Source organism: Thermus brockianus, assembly GCF_001880325.1.
In the GTDB taxonomy this organism is placed as follows: Bacteria; Deinococcota; Deinococci; order Deinococcales; family Thermaceae; genus Thermus; species Thermus brockianus.
In genome coordinates this window covers 311,856-327,841 of the sequence record NZ_CP016313.1, presented here as the reverse complement: position 1 = coordinate 327,841, position 15,986 = coordinate 311,856, and the positions used below count along the sequence as shown (strand labels likewise).

Sequence of the window (15,986 nt, the reverse complement as noted above, 5' to 3'; positions counted from 1 at the left end):
TATAACAAGCTTGGAGCTTGTTATACGAGCGTATCATTTCCCCGCCTCTACCACCCGCACCGCCCGGGCCAGGACCTGCTTGAGGTCGTAGGACACATTGGTGGCGGCGAAGTCGGGCTCGCCCATGAAGGGGGGAATGTAGTGGATGCGCAAGGCCCTCTCCCCGTCCGTTTCCACCACCACCAGGTACCAGTTTTCCCGCTTGTTGAGGGCGGTAAGGATTTGGGTGCGGGAAAGGGTGACCACCTCGGAACCGGGTCCCTTGGCCTTGACCTCGAGGAGCCGTAGTTGCCCTTCGGGGGTACGGGACTCTATGTCATAGCCCGGGTAGCCCGGAGACATCTCCTCTGGCTCGTGGCCCATGCGCCGCTCCGCCCAAAGCACCGCCTCCACGGCGATGCGTTCCAGGCGTTGGCGGACGTCCTCTTCGGGGGCCTTTAGGGCCTGGGAGAGGGGCGGCACCACCAGGATGGCCTGGGAGAGCCGAGGGGGCAGGGAGCGCAGGTGGCGGGCCTGCTCAAGCTCCTCCTCCCGGCGGCGCAGGCGCTCCCGCAGTTCATCTGCAATGCGCTTGAAGGCTTCCGCCCGGCCGGCAGCCCCGGCCTTTCCCTCTCGGGCCAGCTTGTTTTGCTTATGGGCCTGCTGGTCCCAGTGGTAAATTTCCGACAAGAGCCTGTCCTTCACCGCCTTTAGCGTGCGGTCCACCTCCACCTGGCGGAAACGGCGGACTTCTTCCAGGTGTTTGCGGGCCAGGTGGGCTGCGGCGTAGGCTTCCGCCTTCGCCAGGAGGTGGGGGAGGTTGAGCCCTTCCAAAAGGGCCAGGGCCATCCTCCTTTCCTCTTCGGTGGCGGGGCGCAGGTCCAGATAGGGGGCGGGGCCTTCCTCCCGCACCTCGCCCTCCGGGGTCAGGCCCACGTAGAGGAAGCGGCGGGAAACGGGCCCCTTGGCGTCCTGCACCTCGTGCTCCAGGGCCAGGATAATCCGGGGAGCGGTGGCGTTTTCGTCCACCAGGACGGTTCCCCTGTCCAGGTATTCGCCCCACTCGGCCAAGGCGGTGTCCAGGAGGGCCTCGAGGAGGGGGTGGCCCGGCATCAGGAAGTCGGCCACGGGTTTACCCGGGAGGGCCACCTGGTCCTTGTGAAAGGTCACCCGGGTGTAGCTTCGCAAGACCCCGGGCCGCGCCTGGCGTACCCGAGGGGGGACGAAGCTCACCTCCATCCGCCCTCCCTCCCGGCGGTGGACGGTGCCCCCCAAGCGGGTGAGGGCCTCCTGGAAGAAGCTGGAGAGGTAGTGAGGCTGAAGCTTTCTGGCCTCGGCCCGCTCCATCGCCAGCCTGAGTTCCGTCAGGCGCTTGGGGTCCAAGACCTCGGAGGCCAAGGCGTTTTGGAGGAGGGCTTCCAGCCGTTTGAGGTCCACGGCCCCTTCCACTTTTTGGAAAAGGCGGGCCCGCACCTCCGGGTCCTCCCCGTAGCGGATGGCCTCCAGGAGGAGTTCCCAAAGGGGCTTTTCCTGGAAGAGCTTGCCCAGGACATCAAAGACCTTGCCCCCCAAGGCCGTGCTCGCCTCCTCCAGTTTGCGCAGGAGGCGTAGGTAGACCTCGCCTTCCCGGGTGTTTGCCGCCACCAGGTTCCACATGTGGCACACCTCGGTCTGGCCTATGCGGTGGATGCGGCCAAAGCGTTGTTCCAGGCGAGCGGGGTTCCAGGGCAGGTCGTAGTTGATGAGGAGGTGGGCCTGTTGCAGGTTCACCCCTTCCCCAGCAGCGTCGGTGGCGATGAGGATGAGGGTTTCCCGGTCCTGGGTGAAGCGGGCCTGCCGTAGGCGGCGCTCCTCCCTGGAAAGCCCCCCGTGGATGCTCACGAGGGCCTCGGGGCGGCCCAGGTAGCGGGCGAGCCGTTTTTCCAGGTAGTCCAGGGTGTCCTTATGCTCGGTGAAGAGGATGAGCTTGTGCCCCCGGATGAGGTCGGTTTCCAGGAGGCTCCTGAGCTCTTGCCACTTGCGGTCCTGTTCCTTCTTGAGAAGGGCCTGGGCCTTCGCTTCCAGGCGCTTGAGGGTGGCGATTTCCGTTTCCAGCTCGGCCAGGGTGCGGGCGGCGGTGGCCTGGTCCAGGACCTCGGGTGCCCCTTCCAGCTCCTCGCTGGGGAACTCCTCCAGCTCGTCCAGGTCCTCCTCTTCCAGGATGGGAAACCGCAGGGCGAGGCCCTGCTTCACCTCTTCCCGGCGGGCCTCGAGGCGTTTCCGGCGCCTTTCTAGCGAGCGGGCGATGGCCAGGGGGCTGCTGGCTAGCCGACGTTGGAGCAGGGTGAGGGCGAAGCCCACGGTGCGGCGTTGCCCTTCCTCCAGGGCTTCGGCCCGGTTCATCTCCTCCCGCACGTAAGCGGTCACCGCCTCGTAGAGGTCCATTTCTTCGGGAGAAAGGGCGTAGCCCACGGTGTAGGCCCGCCGTTCGGGGAAGAGGGGGGTGCCGTCAAAGCGGACCAGGTCCTCTTTCTGCCGCCTGAGCCAGAGCCCTTCGGTGTTCAAGGCGGGGCTATTGGGCCGAGGCTTACCTCTAAAGCGGTCGGGGTCCAGGAGGGAGAGGAAAAGCCGGAAGTCCTCCTCCTTTCCCCGGTGCGGGGTGGCGGTGAGGAGGAGGAAGTGACGGGCCTTCTCGGAAAGGCGCTGGCCCAAGCGGTAGCGGCGGGTGGCCTTAATCTCCTGGCCGTAGTAGGTGGCCGCCATCTTGTGGGCCTCGTCCACCACCACCAGGTCCCAGTCCACCTCGAGGGCCTTGTCGGCCACCTCGGGAAAACGGGCCAGCTGGTCCAGGCGGGCAATCCAGTAGCCGTGCTCTTGGAAAGGGTTTTGGCGAGCGGTTTCCAGGCGCGAGCGGGAGAGGACCTCAAAGGGAAGGCGAAACTTCTCCCAAAGCTCCTCCTGCCACTGGAGGACCAAGGCTCCGGGGGCCACCACCAAAGCCCGCTCCAACGCCCCCCTCAGGGCCAGTTCCCGCATGAAGAGCCCCGTCATGATGGTCTTGCCTGCCCCTGGGTCGTCGGCGAGGAGAAAGCGAAGGGGATTCTTGGGGAGCATGTGGCCGTAAACGGCCTCTATCTGGTGGGGTAGGGGTTCCACCAAGGAGGCGTGGACCGCCATGAAGGGATCAAAGAGGTAGGCGAGGCGGATGCGCTTGGCCTCCGCCGCCAGGCGGAAAAGGTCCCCGGGGGCGTTTAGGGGGAAGCGGGGCGCCTCCTCCACCTCCAACCGGGCAAGGTCCTCGGGGTAGAGGAGGGCTTCCCCGAGCTCGCCTTGGGCGTTGCGGTACGTGATGTGGAGGGCGCCCTCGAGGGGGCGCACGTGCTCCACGCGCACGCTCTCCCCCAGGACCAAGCCCTTTAGGCGAAGCCCGGGACGCACGCTGTGGAGGAGGGTGCTGGGGTCCACGGGTCTAGTTTAGAGAAAAGAGGGGATGTGGGGGGTGAAAACTTGCCGACCAGAACCCCCGAAGGAAGCCTGCGAGCCCAGGCCCGGGCTAGGGCCCCGCCCACACCACCTCGAGGCCCAGCCCAAAGGCCTTCTGGAAAAGCCCGGCTTGCTTTTCCGCCTCCACCCGCTCCACCCAAGGGTCCTCCGCCGCCTCCAGAAGAAGGCGCACCCTTTCCCCAAGCTCCACCCTCAGCCCCCGCACCCGGCCCGAGCGGGTGCGCTCCAGCATCTCGGCGAGGCGCAGGAGGGCGGCAAGCCTTAGGAGGCGCTTGGCGTCCCCCCGCTCCAAGAGGGGCTTGAGCGCCCCCGGGGAAGGGTCGCCCCGGCGGTGGTAGCGCACCAAGAGGCCCAGGAGGGCCTGCTCCCGGTGGCGGAAGCCCAAAAGGGGCTCGGAGAAGACCAGGTAGGCCCCGTGCTTGTGGTGGTCGTGGTAGCCCAGGTGCATGCCGATATCGTGCAGGTGGGCGGCTTCCAAAAGGAGGCGCTTTTCCTCCTCTCCCAGGCGATGGAGGGGGGCAAGCCCGGCGAAGATGTCCAGGGCCAGGGCCTTCACCCGGTCCCGGTGGGCTTCGGAGAAGGGGTAGCGTTGGAAGAGGCTTTCCACGGCGAAGGCCCGGGGGTCGGGCAGGAGGTGGGGTGGCGGCAGGAACCGGCTGAAGAAGGCCCCTTCCCGGATGCCCATCCCGCTTACCCAAAGCCCCGGGGCCTGGAACTGGGCCAGGAGCGCCCGGAGGAAGGCCAAGGAGGCGGGCAGGGTGCGGGCCCGGTCGGGCTGGAGGCCGGGAAGCTCGGCCCGCTCCTTTAGGGGAAGGCGCAGGACCCGCTCGTAGAGCTCCTCCACCCCTTCTCGGGGCAGGAAGTAGCCGTGGAGGTGCTCCCAGGGGTAGTCCCGCCCCTTGGCGTGGAGGCGGGCGATGGCCCGGAGGTTGCCGCCCAGGCCCACGAGGGGTAAACCCCCCGATAGCCCCAAGCCCCGAAGCGCCTTGGCCACCGCCTTCTCCAAGGCCCGCACCTCCTTGGGGCTTGGCGGGTCGCCCTGGAGGAAGGTCTCCGTGAGCCGGAGAGCCCCGAAGGGCAAGGCCTTCCCCTGGCGGAAGCGGCGGCCTTCCATGCGGGAAACCTGGGCGCTTCCTCCCCCTTGGTCCACCACCAGGGCGTCCTCGAGGAAAAGGCCGTTCGCCACCGCCAAGACCCCCAGGCGGGCCTCCTCTTCCCCCGGCACCACCTGGGCCGGAAGGCCCAACCGCCAGGCCTCCTCCAGAACCAGGTGCCCGTTCTCGGCGTCCCGGATGGCGCTCGTGGCCAGGACCACCACCTCGTCCATGGGGGAGGCCCGGAGGAAGTCGGCGAAGGCCCGGAGGGCCTTCCGGCCCCGGGCTAGGGCCTCATCCACGATGCGCCCCCCCGCGAGCCCCTCCCCCAAGGCCACCGCCTCCCGGAGCTCGTCCGCCAAGAGGTAGTACGCCCCCGGGCAATAGCGGTAGACCACCAGGCGAAAGGTGCCCGAGCCCAGGTCCAAGACCGCCAAGGAACGCTCCTTGACCGCCTCCTGACGTGAAGCTGGCGTAATCTGTAGCAAATGCGCCTCCTCCCCGAAGCCAGCTGGCTCCAGTTTAACCGCAGGGTCCTCAGGCAAAGCGAGCGGCCCGACTTTCCCCTTTTGGAGAGGCTTCGCTTCCTCGCCATCTGGAACCGCAACCTGGACGAGTTCTTCGCCGCCCGCATCGCCAAAATCTTTCTGAAGGGGCGGGGGGATGCGGCGCACCGGGCCCTCTTGGAAGAGGCGCAGGCCCAATGCCTTTATGCGGCGGAGCGCTACCACGCCCTCCTCCAGGAGGCGGCCCCCGTCCTCCAGGTCCTGTCGGCGGAGGCGTTGGACGAGCTGGACTGGATGTACTTCCGCGTCTTTTTGGCCGAGGTGGTGGCCCCCCGAACCGACCTCATCCCCTGGGAGGCGGTGGGCGACCTTTCCCACGGGGCCCTGTATTTCGCCTCGCCCAAGCATCTGGTGCGGCTGCCCCAGGACCTGCCCCGCCTCCTCCCGGTGCCGGGGAGGGAGGGCACCTTTGTGCGGCTTGGGGCCTTGGTGCGGGCGCGGAGCGACCTCTTCCTGCCCGAGGAGGCGCCCCTCTACGAGTTCCGGGTCCTGCGCCTTTTGGAAAGCGAACGGGCCCGGGCGGACTGGGACGAGCTGGCGCAGGCCCTCGAGGGGCGGCAGGAGGGGGTGCCCACCCTCTTGGTGGCCGAGGAGGGCTTCCCAGAGGCCTGGCTCGAGGGGCTACGCCGGGGCCTGGACCTTTTGCCCGAGGAGGTGTTCCGGCTTCCCCCACCCCTGAACCTCACCCTGGTGGAGGCCCTGGTGGAGGCGGGGCCTTCGGGGTGGCGCTTCCCTCCCCTTAAGCCGGTCCGCCCGGAGGGCTTCCTCAAAAACCCCCTGGGACGCTTGCGGGAGGAGGACCTCCTCCTTTACCACCCCTTTGAGGACTACGGGGCTGTGGAGCGGTTCGCCGAGGCGGCCCTGCGCCCCGAGGTGGAGGAGGTCTACGCCACCCTTTACCGCATCGGGGAGGAAAACCCCTTGGCGGAGGCGCTCCTGGAAGCGGCCCGGCGGGGAAAGCGGGTGCATGTGCTCCTGGAGGGCCGGGCCCGGTTTGACGAGTTGCAGAACCTCCGCTGGTACCTGCGTTTCCTGAGGGCGGGGGTGGAGGTGCTTCCCCTGTCCGAGCGCAAGGTCCACGCCAAGGCCCTGCTTCTCTTGACCCGGGAAGGGGGCTTTGCCCATCTCGGGACCGGGAACTACAACCCGCAAAACGGGCGGCTCTACACGGACTTTTCCCTCTTCACCGCCCGGGAGGAGGTGGTGCGGGATGTCCACGCCTTCTTCCGCGCCGTGCGACAGGGGAGTTTCCCCGACCTCGCCCTCCTGCGCACGGGGGAGGCCATCCGGGCGCTCTTGGTGGAGTCCATCCTGGCGGAGGCCCATCCCAAGGGCCGGGTCATCCTCAAGTTCAACCACCTTACCGACCCCGAGGTGCTTTCCGCCCTGGTGGAAGCGGCGGAGGCGGGGGCCCGGGTGGACCTCTTGGTGCGGAGCACCCTGACCCTCCTCCACCCCCGCTTCCAGGCCAAAAGCCTGGTGGGCCGCTACCTGGAGCATGCCCGGGTGGCCGCCTTCCGGGCGGGGGGTGCCTGGAAGGTCTACCTCACCAGCGCCGACGCCATGCCCCGGAACTTCCAAAACCGGTTTGAGCTCCTCTTTCCGGTGCTCTCCAAGGAGGCCAGGCGGAAGGTGCTTAAAGTGCTCAAGCGCCAGGTGCGGGACGACCGCAATAGCTTTCTCCTTCTCCCCGAAGGGGAAAAGGTCCTTTGGGGCGGCCGCCACGATGCCCAGCGCCCGCCCGGGTAGACTGAAGCATGGAACTCTTCCTGGTCCGCCACGCCCTGGCCTTGCCGCCCCAGGGGGAAGGGGAGGGGGCCGATGACGAGCGGCCCCTCGCCCCCAAGGGGGTGCGGCGCTTTCGCCAGGTGGTCCGGGGCCTGAAGGCCCTCGGGGTTTCCTTGGACCTGATCCTCACGAGCCCCAAGCGCCGGGCGCTGGAAACCGCAAGCCTCCTCGCCGAAGGCTTAGGTGGGGAAGTGCGCCTCACGCCGCACCTCTTAGGCCCTCCTGGCCAGGCGCTCCTGGAGGCGTTGCCCCGGGAGGGGAGGGTGGCCCTGGTGGGGCATGAGCCTTTTCTGTCTGCGCTTCTGGTCCAACTCCTCCTTGGGGACCTTCTGGGGGCTTCTGTGGAGGAAGCCGTTTCGGAACGCCTGGCCTTCAAGAAGGGCGGGGTGGCCTGGCTGGAAGGGGAGGCGAGGCCCGGGGGGCTAGCCCTGAAGGCCTTTCTGCCGCCCAAGGTCTTCCGGGTGTAGGGGGGCGAGGCCCCGGGAAAACCGCTCTTAGGTGGCCTCGGTTTGCCCACCTTTCGGCCCCTCGTCGCCCCCACCCCTCTAGGAACGAGGGGTTCGCGCGGCTTGGCCGAGGGGCAGGCGGTCATGGGCCGCTAGGGCCCCGAGGCGAAAAAGCTTGGGGTGCGGGGCGTTTAAGGGAGATGTAAGTTCCCTTGAGGAGGATGGGAGTTGAGGACCCTGGGGTCCTGGGGCCCTTCTCAACCTCGGTTGCACCCCCGTCTTGCCGCTTGTTGAAGGCTGGGAGGGGAAGCCCATCCCTGGATCTCCGGATGTACGGGGTCTGCAAGGGGTAGGTGGTCCAAATGGAGACGCTCCGCTACCATCCCTGGCAAACCCGGGCGGCCCTCCTCCGGCTCCTCCTCGGGGGTGGGGCCTTCCTCGGGGCGCTTTGGCTTGTCTGGCTTCTTGTGCGGGAAGGGGAGGCCTGGGCCTGGGCTGTGGGGGTGGGGGTTTTCCTCCTCGCTCCCCTTTACCTCTACCGCACGGGGCTCGCTCCCCTGCTTCGGGCGGGCCTAAAGGTGGTCCTGGAGCCCGAAGGGGTCCGCTACGCCGGGCGGTACTACCCCAAGGCGGCCTTGCGGGGCCTCGAGGGCCCTTTGGCCCCCACCAAACCCTGGGGCCCTCTCCATCCCTTCCGGCTGGACTTTGGGGAGAAGCTTCCCCTCCCCCTGGACCTCCCGGGGTGGGACCGGCTCCTTGGGCACCTGGGGTGGGACTGGACCGAGCACCCCGGGCTTGCCACCTACCTGGGCGAGGCTCGGGGCATCGGCTGGCTGAATGGCCTCCTTTACCCCCCAGAGGAGGTCTGGGAGGTTTGGGAAAGGGACCGCGCCCGCTACCGCCGGGAGGTGGGGCGGCTTTGGTGGGTAAGCGGCCTCTTGGCCTTAGGGGTGGTGCTGGTTGCAAGCGGTAGCGCCATCGGGGGGTACATGGCGCTTTTGGGGTTTCTCCTCTTCCTCCTGGTTTGGCTTCCCACGTGGCACCGGCTTTTCGGCCTGGGTGGCCTTCAGGGGTGGGCGGGCCGGTACAACCCTTTGGCGGAGGCCCGGAAGGGGGTGGGGTCTGGGGGCGTTTAAGGGTTTTGTAAGGCCTGGGGACTAGCGTGAGGGGTGAAAGGAGGTGTTGTGGCGATGAAGAGGTTGTGGTTCTTAGGCCTGGCGCTTGCCGCCTGCAGCTTTCCTTTCAACTATACGCTGGACTTGCTGGAGCGGGATTTGCCCGCTGACTTCGTGGAGGGCACTTTTCAGGTGAGGGCTGGGGGTATAGACCCTAACCCCAAGACGCTTGGGCCTGTGCCCGTTTCCTACACCCCGGATAGCCGGGTTAGCCTCTCGGGAGCGAGCTTGGAGTACAGGGTCTGCTTCACCTCGGAAACGCCGGGCGCAAGCTTTAGCGGCTCCTTGACCTACGCCGCATACCTGGCGGGTGACGAGGCGGGCCTCTTGGACCCAGCGAACTTGGTCGCCCAGGGCATCGGGGGGGTGGCGGGGCTTAACGCTGGCCCAGTCTGCGTTTCCGGGGAGGCTAGCCTAAGCGCAGGGCAGCTCCAGGCGGTGGCGAGCGGCCGCTTCTACGTGAGCGCCCGGATCAGCGGGGATGCCACCAGCAGCCAGGAGGCCACCATCCGCTACCGGACCGAGGTTTTGCGGTTACGCCTTTCCGGCACGGTGCGCCCGTAGGGAGGAGATGCCTCGGTATGCCTGGATGACGGCCTTGGTGGGGGCGGGCCCGGCCCAGCAGGACCGGGTGCTTTCCCCCCAGGGCCTTCAGGCCCAACGGCAACCCCTCACGGGCCTCACCCTAGGAGGCCGGCCTGCCCTGGGGGTGTATGCCGAGATTCGCTACCAGGGGCAGGCGTACGTGGACCTCGCCGTCTACACCGTGGAGGGAGGGCGGGCCTTTGGCCTGCAGCTCACCACCCCTGCCCAGGCCTTTGCCCAGGTACAACCCCTCTTCCGGCAACTCCTTGGGCAGGTCCAGCTCCTGGGGGATCAGGGGCAGAGGTTCCCAGCACCGGGCCCTTTTCCCACCTCATCGCCGACGCCCTCCCCTTTGCCAGGTCCCTTCCCCGCGCCCGTCTTGCCACCCGGGCCCACTCCCTCTCAGGTGCTCTCAGGCTCCAAGCCGACCTACCCGAGGGCCCTTCCCTGGACCACATCGCCAAGGTCTTGGCGTGGAACCGGGAGTATCGCTTCAGCCGGGCCTACCTGGACGAGGGTTTTTATCCCGTGTTGGAGGCGGACCTCCTCTTGGAAGGGGGCGTGACGGACAGGGCCATCGTGGCGTTCCTGCTCGTGTTCCGGGAAAGCTGGCAGGAGTTTGCTGCCCACATGGGGGGCGATGGGAAGGAGGAGGGAAGATGAAGCGCCTCGCTCGCCAGTATAGCCGCCTAGCGGCGCGCTTCCTTTGGTGGAAAGGTTTGCTTAGCTTGAGGGTCATTGGGCCGCTTCTCCTTTTAGGCCTTTGGGGAGGCCTGGCGCGGGGTCAGGGGGTGAGATCATCCGGGATGCCCTGCACGGGTTTTCCCTGTTCCTTCCCCCGGGCTACAGCGTGAGCGTGCGGGACTACGGCCTGGTGGTGGGGGACCTCGAGGCCTTCCTCCTCGTCCGGGGCATGCCCTTGAAGGCCCCCCGGGAGGCCGTGACCCCCCTGGTGCAGGAGGCGCAGGCCATGGCCCGGGGTCGGCCTGCCCTCTTTTTCAAGACCGTGCCCGGGGGGCTTCTCCTGGCGGCCCAGGGCCTCGTCTACCCCTACCGCCTGGCCCCTAGCCTAGCCCTAAGGGCGTTCCAAGACCCCTTTTTCGCCGGCCTAACCTACGAGGCAGCCCATCTCCTCCTGCGCGGGGACCGGCAGGTCCTGGCCGTGAGCGTTTTCCTTCCCACGGACGCCAGCGCCACGGTGCGGGGCCGTGCCTTCCAGGTTCTGCGCTCCCTGGAGTTTCTTCCGGTAAATGCCCGCGTGGCCTACGGGGTGCAAAGGGTATACGACCCCCTTCTGGGCATGGAAGCCTTTGCCCTAAAGGTCCCTCAGGGCTATGCCTTTCGTGGGGCCCTGGTTCCCACCGGCGATGGGCCTTCTGTCCGCCAGCTCGCCTTTACACTGGATCGCCCGGGGGTCTCGCAACGGATGGATGTGCTTTTCCTGGTGGCGTCTGGCCTGCAGACGGGCCTAGGGGGTAACGCCTCCACGATTTTGGGCTGGAACGGGCAAAAGCGTATCCTTCCCGGCTTCCTCTGCCCCACGACGCCCGAGGAGGTGGCGCAACTCTTGGTGCAGCTCTGGAGCCAGGAGCGCGGCCAGGAATGGCAGGTGGCCAAGCTGGAGCCTTCCCCCGCCGCCACCAACCGCATCGCCCGCCGCCTCGAGGAGCTTAGGGCGGCGGAGGAGGCGCAGATGGACAGCTATTTGATGCAGATGCCCCGCGGGGGCCAGTGGGTCCGGGCCAGGTGGGACCACACCCTGGAGGCGCGGTCAGGGGGGCTTTCCCGCCAGGCCTACTTCAGGGGCGATGTCCTAGCGAGCCAGCAGGCGGACTGGGTGGCGGCGAGCGGGCTGTGCCAGGTTCGGCTGGAGGTCCTCGTGCGGGAGGGAACCCCTTCCGCCCTGGCCCAGAGCCTTCCCGTGTTCAACGGCGTTCTGCTTGGGATCCGGGCCCATCCGGAGTGGCCTTGGCTCGAGGCGCTTAGGGCCCGCCGGGCGAGCGAGGAGGAAACCCGGCGCGTCTTGGAAGTGGTGCGCCAGGGGGAAGAGTTCAACGCCTGGATGCGGCGCAGCTGGACCAACCTCCTCTCGGACCAGACCTACGTGCGGGACCCGAGTACCGGGGAGGTGTTCAAGGTCTACAAGGAATCCTTCCGCACGGGGACTTTCTGGCGGGACCCCGTTTTCGGCGGCCTGGTGGGGGCGGTGGAGCGGGGAAGCCGGCTGGAGGAAGCCCTGCGCCAGGGAGGCTGGCGGCAGTTGGAGCAAAGCCTTTCCGGCCTCCCCAACACCTGGGGGCGGTAGGGGCCATGGGCCAGGAGGCTAGACCCCCACTCCTCGCCCACCAGCCTTGGCAACGCCGGGCGGCGCTCCTGCGCCTCCTGGGCGGTTCCCTGGGCCTCGCCCTCCTCCTTTGGGCGGGGCTTGGGGGCGGGGGCATCCTCGCCCTCTTCGCCCTCCTTGGCGCGGGGCTTGGGGGCCTCTACCTCCTCCGCACCGGGTGGGAGCCCCTAAGGCGGCTGGGCCTCCGGGTGGAGCTTTTGCCGGACGGGGTGCGGGTGGGTGGGGTGTTCTACCCCAAGGGGGATTTTTTGGGCCTCGAGGGGCCCCAGGGCCCTTGGACCTGGCTGGAGGAGCGCCCCGAGGCCATCCAGCGCTTTAAGGTCCACCTGGCCCCTCCTTGGCAGGCCGGGCCCCGGTTCCGCCTCCGCTTCCGCACCGGGGAGGTGCCCTTGCCCCTGGACCTTCCGGGGTGGGACCGGCTCCTTGGGCACCTGGGCCTTTCCTGGCGGGAGCACCAGGGGCTTTCCCGCTACCTCACCACGGCCACCGGCCCCGCCTGGCTCAACGGCCTCCTCTACCCTCCCGCGGAGGCCCTCGAGGCCTGGGAGGAGGCCCGGCGGCGCTACCGTCGGGCCTGGGCCTGGATCTGGGCCGGGTTTGGCGTCGCGGCGGCGGGGTTTGGGGTCTTGCTATGGGCCCTCGGCCAGGCCTGGGCTACGGCGGGGGACTCTGGGGAGGCTTCCCTCCCAGTCCCCGCCCTGGTGGCCGGCCTCCTGCTCGCCGTGTTGGGCCTCGCCCTGGGAGGGCTGGCCTTCCTTGGCGCCTTCAATGTGGGCCGGGGCCGGCCAGGCTGGGTGGTGGCCTTTAACCCCCTTCGGGGGGAAAACCCCTAGGCCTTCCCGGTCCTGTTTGGCGAGGGGGGCTGGGGGGAGCAGTTACGCCCCCTACACCGCCCGCTCCAGCGTCCGTTGCGCCTGGCGCGCCAGGGCCAGGAGTTCCTGGGCGAGGCCCTCGAGGGCCCCCGGCCGCAGGCGGAAGTAGGTCCAACGGCCCACCCGTACCCCCTCCACCAGACCCGCTTCCCGCAGGATCTTCAGGTGGTGGCTCACCGTGGGCCCGGAAAGGCCCGTCTTCTCCTTCAGGTGGCAGAAGCAGACGCCGAAGGCGGTGCCACACCGGGGGTCCCGGGCGGTGTGCTCGTCGGGAAGCTCGGCGAGCAGGCGCACCATGGCCACCCGCGCCGGGTGGGCCAGGGCCGTTAAGCGGCTCTCCAAGAGGTCCGCCTTACGCATACTGCCCATAGTGTAGCAGGGTTTTGCCCACGCATAAGCGGTATGGAATCTAGAGCACCCATCGCTTATGGGCGGTGCCCGTGAATACCCGTGCGGGGTATTTATGGAATGGGCTCCACCTATTGACAAATGTCCCTTGCGTTTGATACTGTTCAAACGAAAAAGGCAAGAGAGGAGGGAATCGGTATGACACGAACGTTAAGCCGTAGGCGCTTCGTCCAACTCACGGCGGCGGCCAGCGCCCTCTTCGCCGCGGGCGGCAAGGCCCAGCTTTGGTACGCCCCAAGCCTCACCTACCCGGCGGTGAAGGTGGCCAACGTTGCCCAGGTGCGGACGGGGCAGCCCATCACCTTCAACTACCCCGACGCCTCGGCCCCCGCCATCCTCGTGAAGCTGGGCCGCCCGGCTTTGGGCGGGGTGGGGAAGGACCGGGACATCGTGGCCTTCTCCGCCCTCTGCACCCACATGGGTTGCCCCGTGCAGTACGAGAAGGGCCGCTTTATCTGCCGGTGCCACTACTCCATGTTTGACCCCGCCAAGGCCGGCCAGACCTACCAAGGCCTGGCCAGCTCCTGGTTGCCCCAAATCCCGTTGCGGGTGGACGGCAAGGGCGACATCTACGCCGTGGCGGTGCAGGGCCTCATCTGGGGCCGGGTGAAGAACGTATAGGAGGTAGCCTATGGCGCTCATTCCCCGTAGGGACCAGCTTCCCATTCCCCCCAAGAACGCAAAGGTCTACAACCAGGTCTGCCAGTACTGCAATGTAGGGTGCGGCTACAAGGTGTACGTCTGGCCCGTGGGCGAGCAGGGTGGCCCGAAGCCTAACCAGAACGCCTTTGGCCTGGATCTCACGAGCCCGCAGGCGCCGCTCGCTGGTCAAAGCTACACCGAAACCATGCACGCCATCACGGTGGGCAAGGACGGCCGCCAGTACCACGTGGTCATCGTCCCGGCCAAGGATAGCCCCATTAACCGGGGCGACTACTCCATCCGGGGCGGCACCAACGCCCTCACGGTGTGGAGCCTGGACCGGGGCACCCAGGACCGCCTCACCTACCCCCTCCTCCGGGTGGGGGACCAGTTCCAGGCCATCACCTGGCAGGACGCCCTCACCCTCATGGCCGGGGTCATCAAGGGCATCCGTGACCGGGATGGCAACGACGACAACATCGCCGTAAAGTGCTACGACCACGGGGGCTCGGGCCAGGGCTTTGAGGACAACTACGCTGCCGGCAAGCTCTTCTTCGCCGCCCTCTCCGTGAAGCACATCGCCATCCACAACCGCCCGGCCTACAACTCCGAGGTCTGGGGTAGCCGGGAGCGGGGCGTTCACGAGCTCAACTACACCTACGAGGACGCGCGCCTGGCCGACACCATCGTCCTCTGGGGCGCCAACTCCTACGAGACGGCCACCGTCTTCTATGTGGAGCACATGCTTCCCAACCTGCAAGGGGCCACGGTGGCGGAGAAGCAGGCGGCCTTTGAACGGGGGGAGCCCGCCGAGCCCGGGTACATGATCGTCATTGACCCGAGGAAGACGAGCTCGTACACCCTGGCGGCCCAGGTGGCCCCCGACCGGGTAATGCTCCTCCAGCCCAACCTGGGCACGGACTACATCCTGGCCAACGCCATCGCCCGCGTGGTCTGGGAGCGGGGCTATTACGATATGGCCTACCTCCAGGCCCGCACGGACATGGCCCTCTTTGAGGAGTACAAGCAAAAGAGCCTCAAGCTCGGGGTACCCTACGCCGAGTTCATGCGGGAGGTGGAGCGCATCACGGGTGTGCCCCGGGCCCAGATTGAGAAGGCCGCCGACTGGATCGCCAAGCCTAAGGCGGGCCGGTTCAAGCGCCGTACCCTCACCATCTACGAGAAGGGCATCATCTGGAACATGAAGAACTACGACCAGGTGGCGGCCATCGTGCAGCTCGCCGTCCTCACCCACAACATCGGCCGCCCCGGCACCGGCTGCGGCCGTCAGGGTGGGCACCAGGAAGGCTATGTCCGTCCGCCCGCCCCCACGCCCGGCTCCATCTACCGCGGCGGCCCCCCGGTTAACGTGGACAAGTTCCTCACCGATGGGAAGGGCAAGTTCTACTGGGTGATCGCCAACGATCCCTACCTCTCCACCCCCAACAACCAGGTCTTCCGCAAGCGCATCCATGAGCGTACGGAGAAGCTCACCCGCGCCTTGGGCGAGGGCGGGGAGCCCGGCACCATCGGGGAAAGGGTGCAGAAGATCCTGGACGTTCTTTACAAGGATCCCGACGCCCTCTTCATGGTCGTCCAGGACATCTACATGACGGAAACCGCCCGGGACGCCCACCTCATCCTGCCCGCCGCCGGCTGGGGCGAGGCCAACGACACCTCCATCAACTGCAATAGCCGCCTCCTCCGCCTCTACGAGAAGTTCATGGACCCGCCCGGGGAGGCCAAGCCCGACTGGGAGATCTTCAAATGGGTGGGCCTGCGCATCGCCGAACTGTACCGGGCCGAGGGCAAGGTCCAGGAGGCCCTCAAGTTTGAGTTCGGCAAGAACTGGCGGACGGACGAGGACGTCTTCCTGGCGGGGGCCGAGGAGTTCGGCGACAACCGCGTGAGCGAGGAGGACGAGGCAAAGCTGGAGGCGGAGAACTACAAGGGGGTGACCTACGCCCTCCTCAAGCAGCTGGGCCAAAAGGGCATCCAAACCCCCGTGCGCCGCGACCCCAAGACCGGGCAACTGGTGGGCACGGTGCGCCGTTACACCCACAAGTTCGGTACGCCCGACGGCAAGTTCAAGTGGTACGGCACGGACGACTGGGAGGGCTACCCGCAGGAGGTGGCCAAGTACCTGGAAGGGGAGAAGGCCAGGCAGTACCCCTTCTGGCTCACCACCGGCCGGGCCCAGACCATCTGGCAGACCGCCTACCACGACCGCCGGCTGCCCGAGAAGGCCATGGCCCTGCCCCTCCCTTACGTGGAGGTGAACCCCGAGGACGCCAAGCGCCTGGGCCTTCAGTCCGGGGACCTGGTGGAGGTCTACAACGAGGAGGGGAACGGCACCTTCTTGGTCTACGTCACCGACGCGGTGAAGCCGGGGATGCTCTTCCTCGTCATGTACCACTGGCGGGGCACCTCCAACTCCCTGGTTTCCGGCTACACCGACCCCAAGACCACCATCCCCTGGTACAAGGGCACCCGGGCCGCCCTCCGCAAGGTGGCAGGGGCCATCCCCTCGGTGCAAGCGACGGCGAGCCTCCTCCAGCAGAATAGGTTTGACTAAGGCGAGCCCGGAGGGCCCCGCCCCCTAGG

At 67.5% G+C, this 15,986-nt stretch carries 12 protein-coding genes; 9 read left to right on the top strand and 3 right to left on the bottom strand.

Features of this window, described 5'->3' with window-relative positions:
• Positions 1–33: 33 nt before the first annotated feature.
• Positions 34–3,423 (bottom strand): helicase-related protein, encoded by a 3,390-nt coding sequence (locus A0O31_RS12470; RefSeq protein WP_084720353.1) that lies wholly within the window; start codon positions 3,421–3,423, stop codon positions 34–36.
• Between the two features lie 88 nt (positions 3,424–3,511).
• Complete coding sequence (locus A0O31_RS12465) at positions 3,512–5,044, bottom strand: Ppx/GppA family phosphatase (RefSeq protein ID WP_071678250.1); 1,533 nt, start codon at positions 5,042–5,044, stop codon at positions 3,512–3,514.
• On the opposite strand from A0O31_RS12465, the gene A0O31_RS12460 reads away from it, so the two are divergent.
• From A0O31_RS12460 to A0O31_RS12430, 7 genes are all read left to right on the top strand, one after another.
• Positions 5,045–6,871 carry a polyphosphate kinase gene (locus tag A0O31_RS12460; protein WP_071678249.1) on the top strand — a complete coding sequence of 609 codons (1,827 nt, stop codon included), beginning with the start codon at positions 5,045–5,047 and terminating at the stop codon, positions 6,869–6,871.
• Positions 6,872–6,879: 8 nt separating this feature from the next.
• Positions 6,880–7,377, top strand: a complete 498-nt coding sequence (locus tag A0O31_RS12455) for a SixA phosphatase family protein (RefSeq protein ID WP_071678248.1) — start codon at positions 6,880–6,882, stop codon at positions 7,375–7,377.
• Positions 7,378–7,718: 341 nt separating this feature from the next.
• Positions 7,719–8,492, top strand: coding sequence for a hypothetical protein (locus A0O31_RS12450; RefSeq protein ID WP_071678247.1), 774 nt, complete (start codon positions 7,719–7,721; stop codon positions 8,490–8,492).
• A 54-nt stretch (positions 8,493–8,546) separates the two neighbouring features.
• Entirely contained in the window at positions 8,547–9,095 is a 549-nt protein-coding gene (locus A0O31_RS12445) for a hypothetical protein (RefSeq protein WP_071678285.1), read from the top strand.
• Positions 9,096–9,584: 489 nt separating this feature from the next.
• The gene (locus tag A0O31_RS13380) at positions 9,585–9,779 is read left to right on the top strand and encodes a YbjN domain-containing protein (RefSeq protein ID WP_071678246.1); all 195 of its coding nucleotides are present in this window, start codon (positions 9,585–9,587) and stop codon (positions 9,777–9,779) included.
• 100 nt (positions 9,780–9,879) lie between these two features.
• On the top strand, positions 9,880–11,421 hold the full coding sequence (locus A0O31_RS12435) for a hypothetical protein (RefSeq protein ID WP_071678245.1): 1,542 nt from the start codon (positions 9,880–9,882) through the stop codon (positions 11,419–11,421).
• A gap of 5 nt (positions 11,422–11,426) precedes the next feature.
• The gene (locus A0O31_RS12430; RefSeq protein ID WP_071678244.1) at positions 11,427–12,293 is read left to right on the top strand and encodes a hypothetical protein; all 867 of its coding nucleotides are present in this window, start codon (positions 11,427–11,429) and stop codon (positions 12,291–12,293) included.
• A 51-nt stretch (positions 12,294–12,344) separates the two neighbouring features.
• On the opposite strand, the gene A0O31_RS12425 is transcribed toward A0O31_RS12430, so the two are convergent.
• Complete coding sequence (locus A0O31_RS12425; RefSeq protein WP_071678243.1) at positions 12,345–12,692, bottom strand: ArsR/SmtB family transcription factor; 348 nt, start codon at positions 12,690–12,692, stop codon at positions 12,345–12,347.
• Positions 12,693–12,878: 186 nt separating this feature from the next.
• Here A0O31_RS12425 and A0O31_RS12420 point away from each other — a divergent pair, with 186 nt between their 5' ends.
• Positions 12,879–13,361 (top strand): arsenate reductase (azurin) small subunit, encoded by a 483-nt coding sequence (locus tag A0O31_RS12420; protein ID WP_071678242.1) that lies wholly within the window; start codon positions 12,879–12,881, stop codon positions 13,359–13,361.
• 10 nt (positions 13,362–13,371) lie between these two features.
• Positions 13,372–15,957, top strand: a complete 2,586-nt coding sequence (locus tag A0O31_RS12415) for an arsenate reductase (azurin) large subunit (RefSeq protein ID WP_071678241.1) — start codon at positions 13,372–13,374, stop codon at positions 15,955–15,957.
• Positions 15,958–15,986: the final 29 nt, after the last annotated feature.

Excerpts from the sequence above, each read along its gene's own strand:
- A0O31_RS12450 (WP_071678247.1), top strand. The coding sequence starts at position 7,719 with ATGGAGACGCTCCGCTACCATCCCTGGCAAACCCGGGCGGCCCTCCTC.
- A0O31_RS12415 (WP_071678241.1), top strand. The coding sequence starts at position 13,372 with ATGGCGCTCATTCCCCGTAGGGACCAGCTTCCCATTCCCCCCAAGAAC.
- A0O31_RS12430 (WP_071678244.1), top strand. The coding sequence starts at position 11,427 with ATGGGCCAGGAGGCTAGACCCCCACTCCTCGCCCACCAGCCTTGGCAA.
- A0O31_RS12455 (WP_071678248.1), top strand. The coding sequence starts at position 6,880 with ATGGAACTCTTCCTGGTCCGCCACGCCCTGGCCTTGCCGCCCCAGGGG.
- A0O31_RS12460 (WP_071678249.1), top strand. The coding sequence starts at position 5,045 with ATGCGCCTCCTCCCCGAAGCCAGCTGGCTCCAGTTTAACCGCAGGGTC.
- A0O31_RS12445 (WP_071678285.1), top strand. The coding sequence starts at position 8,547 with ATGAAGAGGTTGTGGTTCTTAGGCCTGGCGCTTGCCGCCTGCAGCTTT.
- A0O31_RS12425 (WP_071678243.1), bottom strand. The coding sequence starts at position 12,692 with ATGCGTAAGGCGGACCTCTTGGAGAGCCGCTTAACGGCCCTGGCCCAC.
- A0O31_RS12420 (WP_071678242.1), top strand. The coding sequence starts at position 12,879 with ATGACACGAACGTTAAGCCGTAGGCGCTTCGTCCAACTCACGGCGGCG.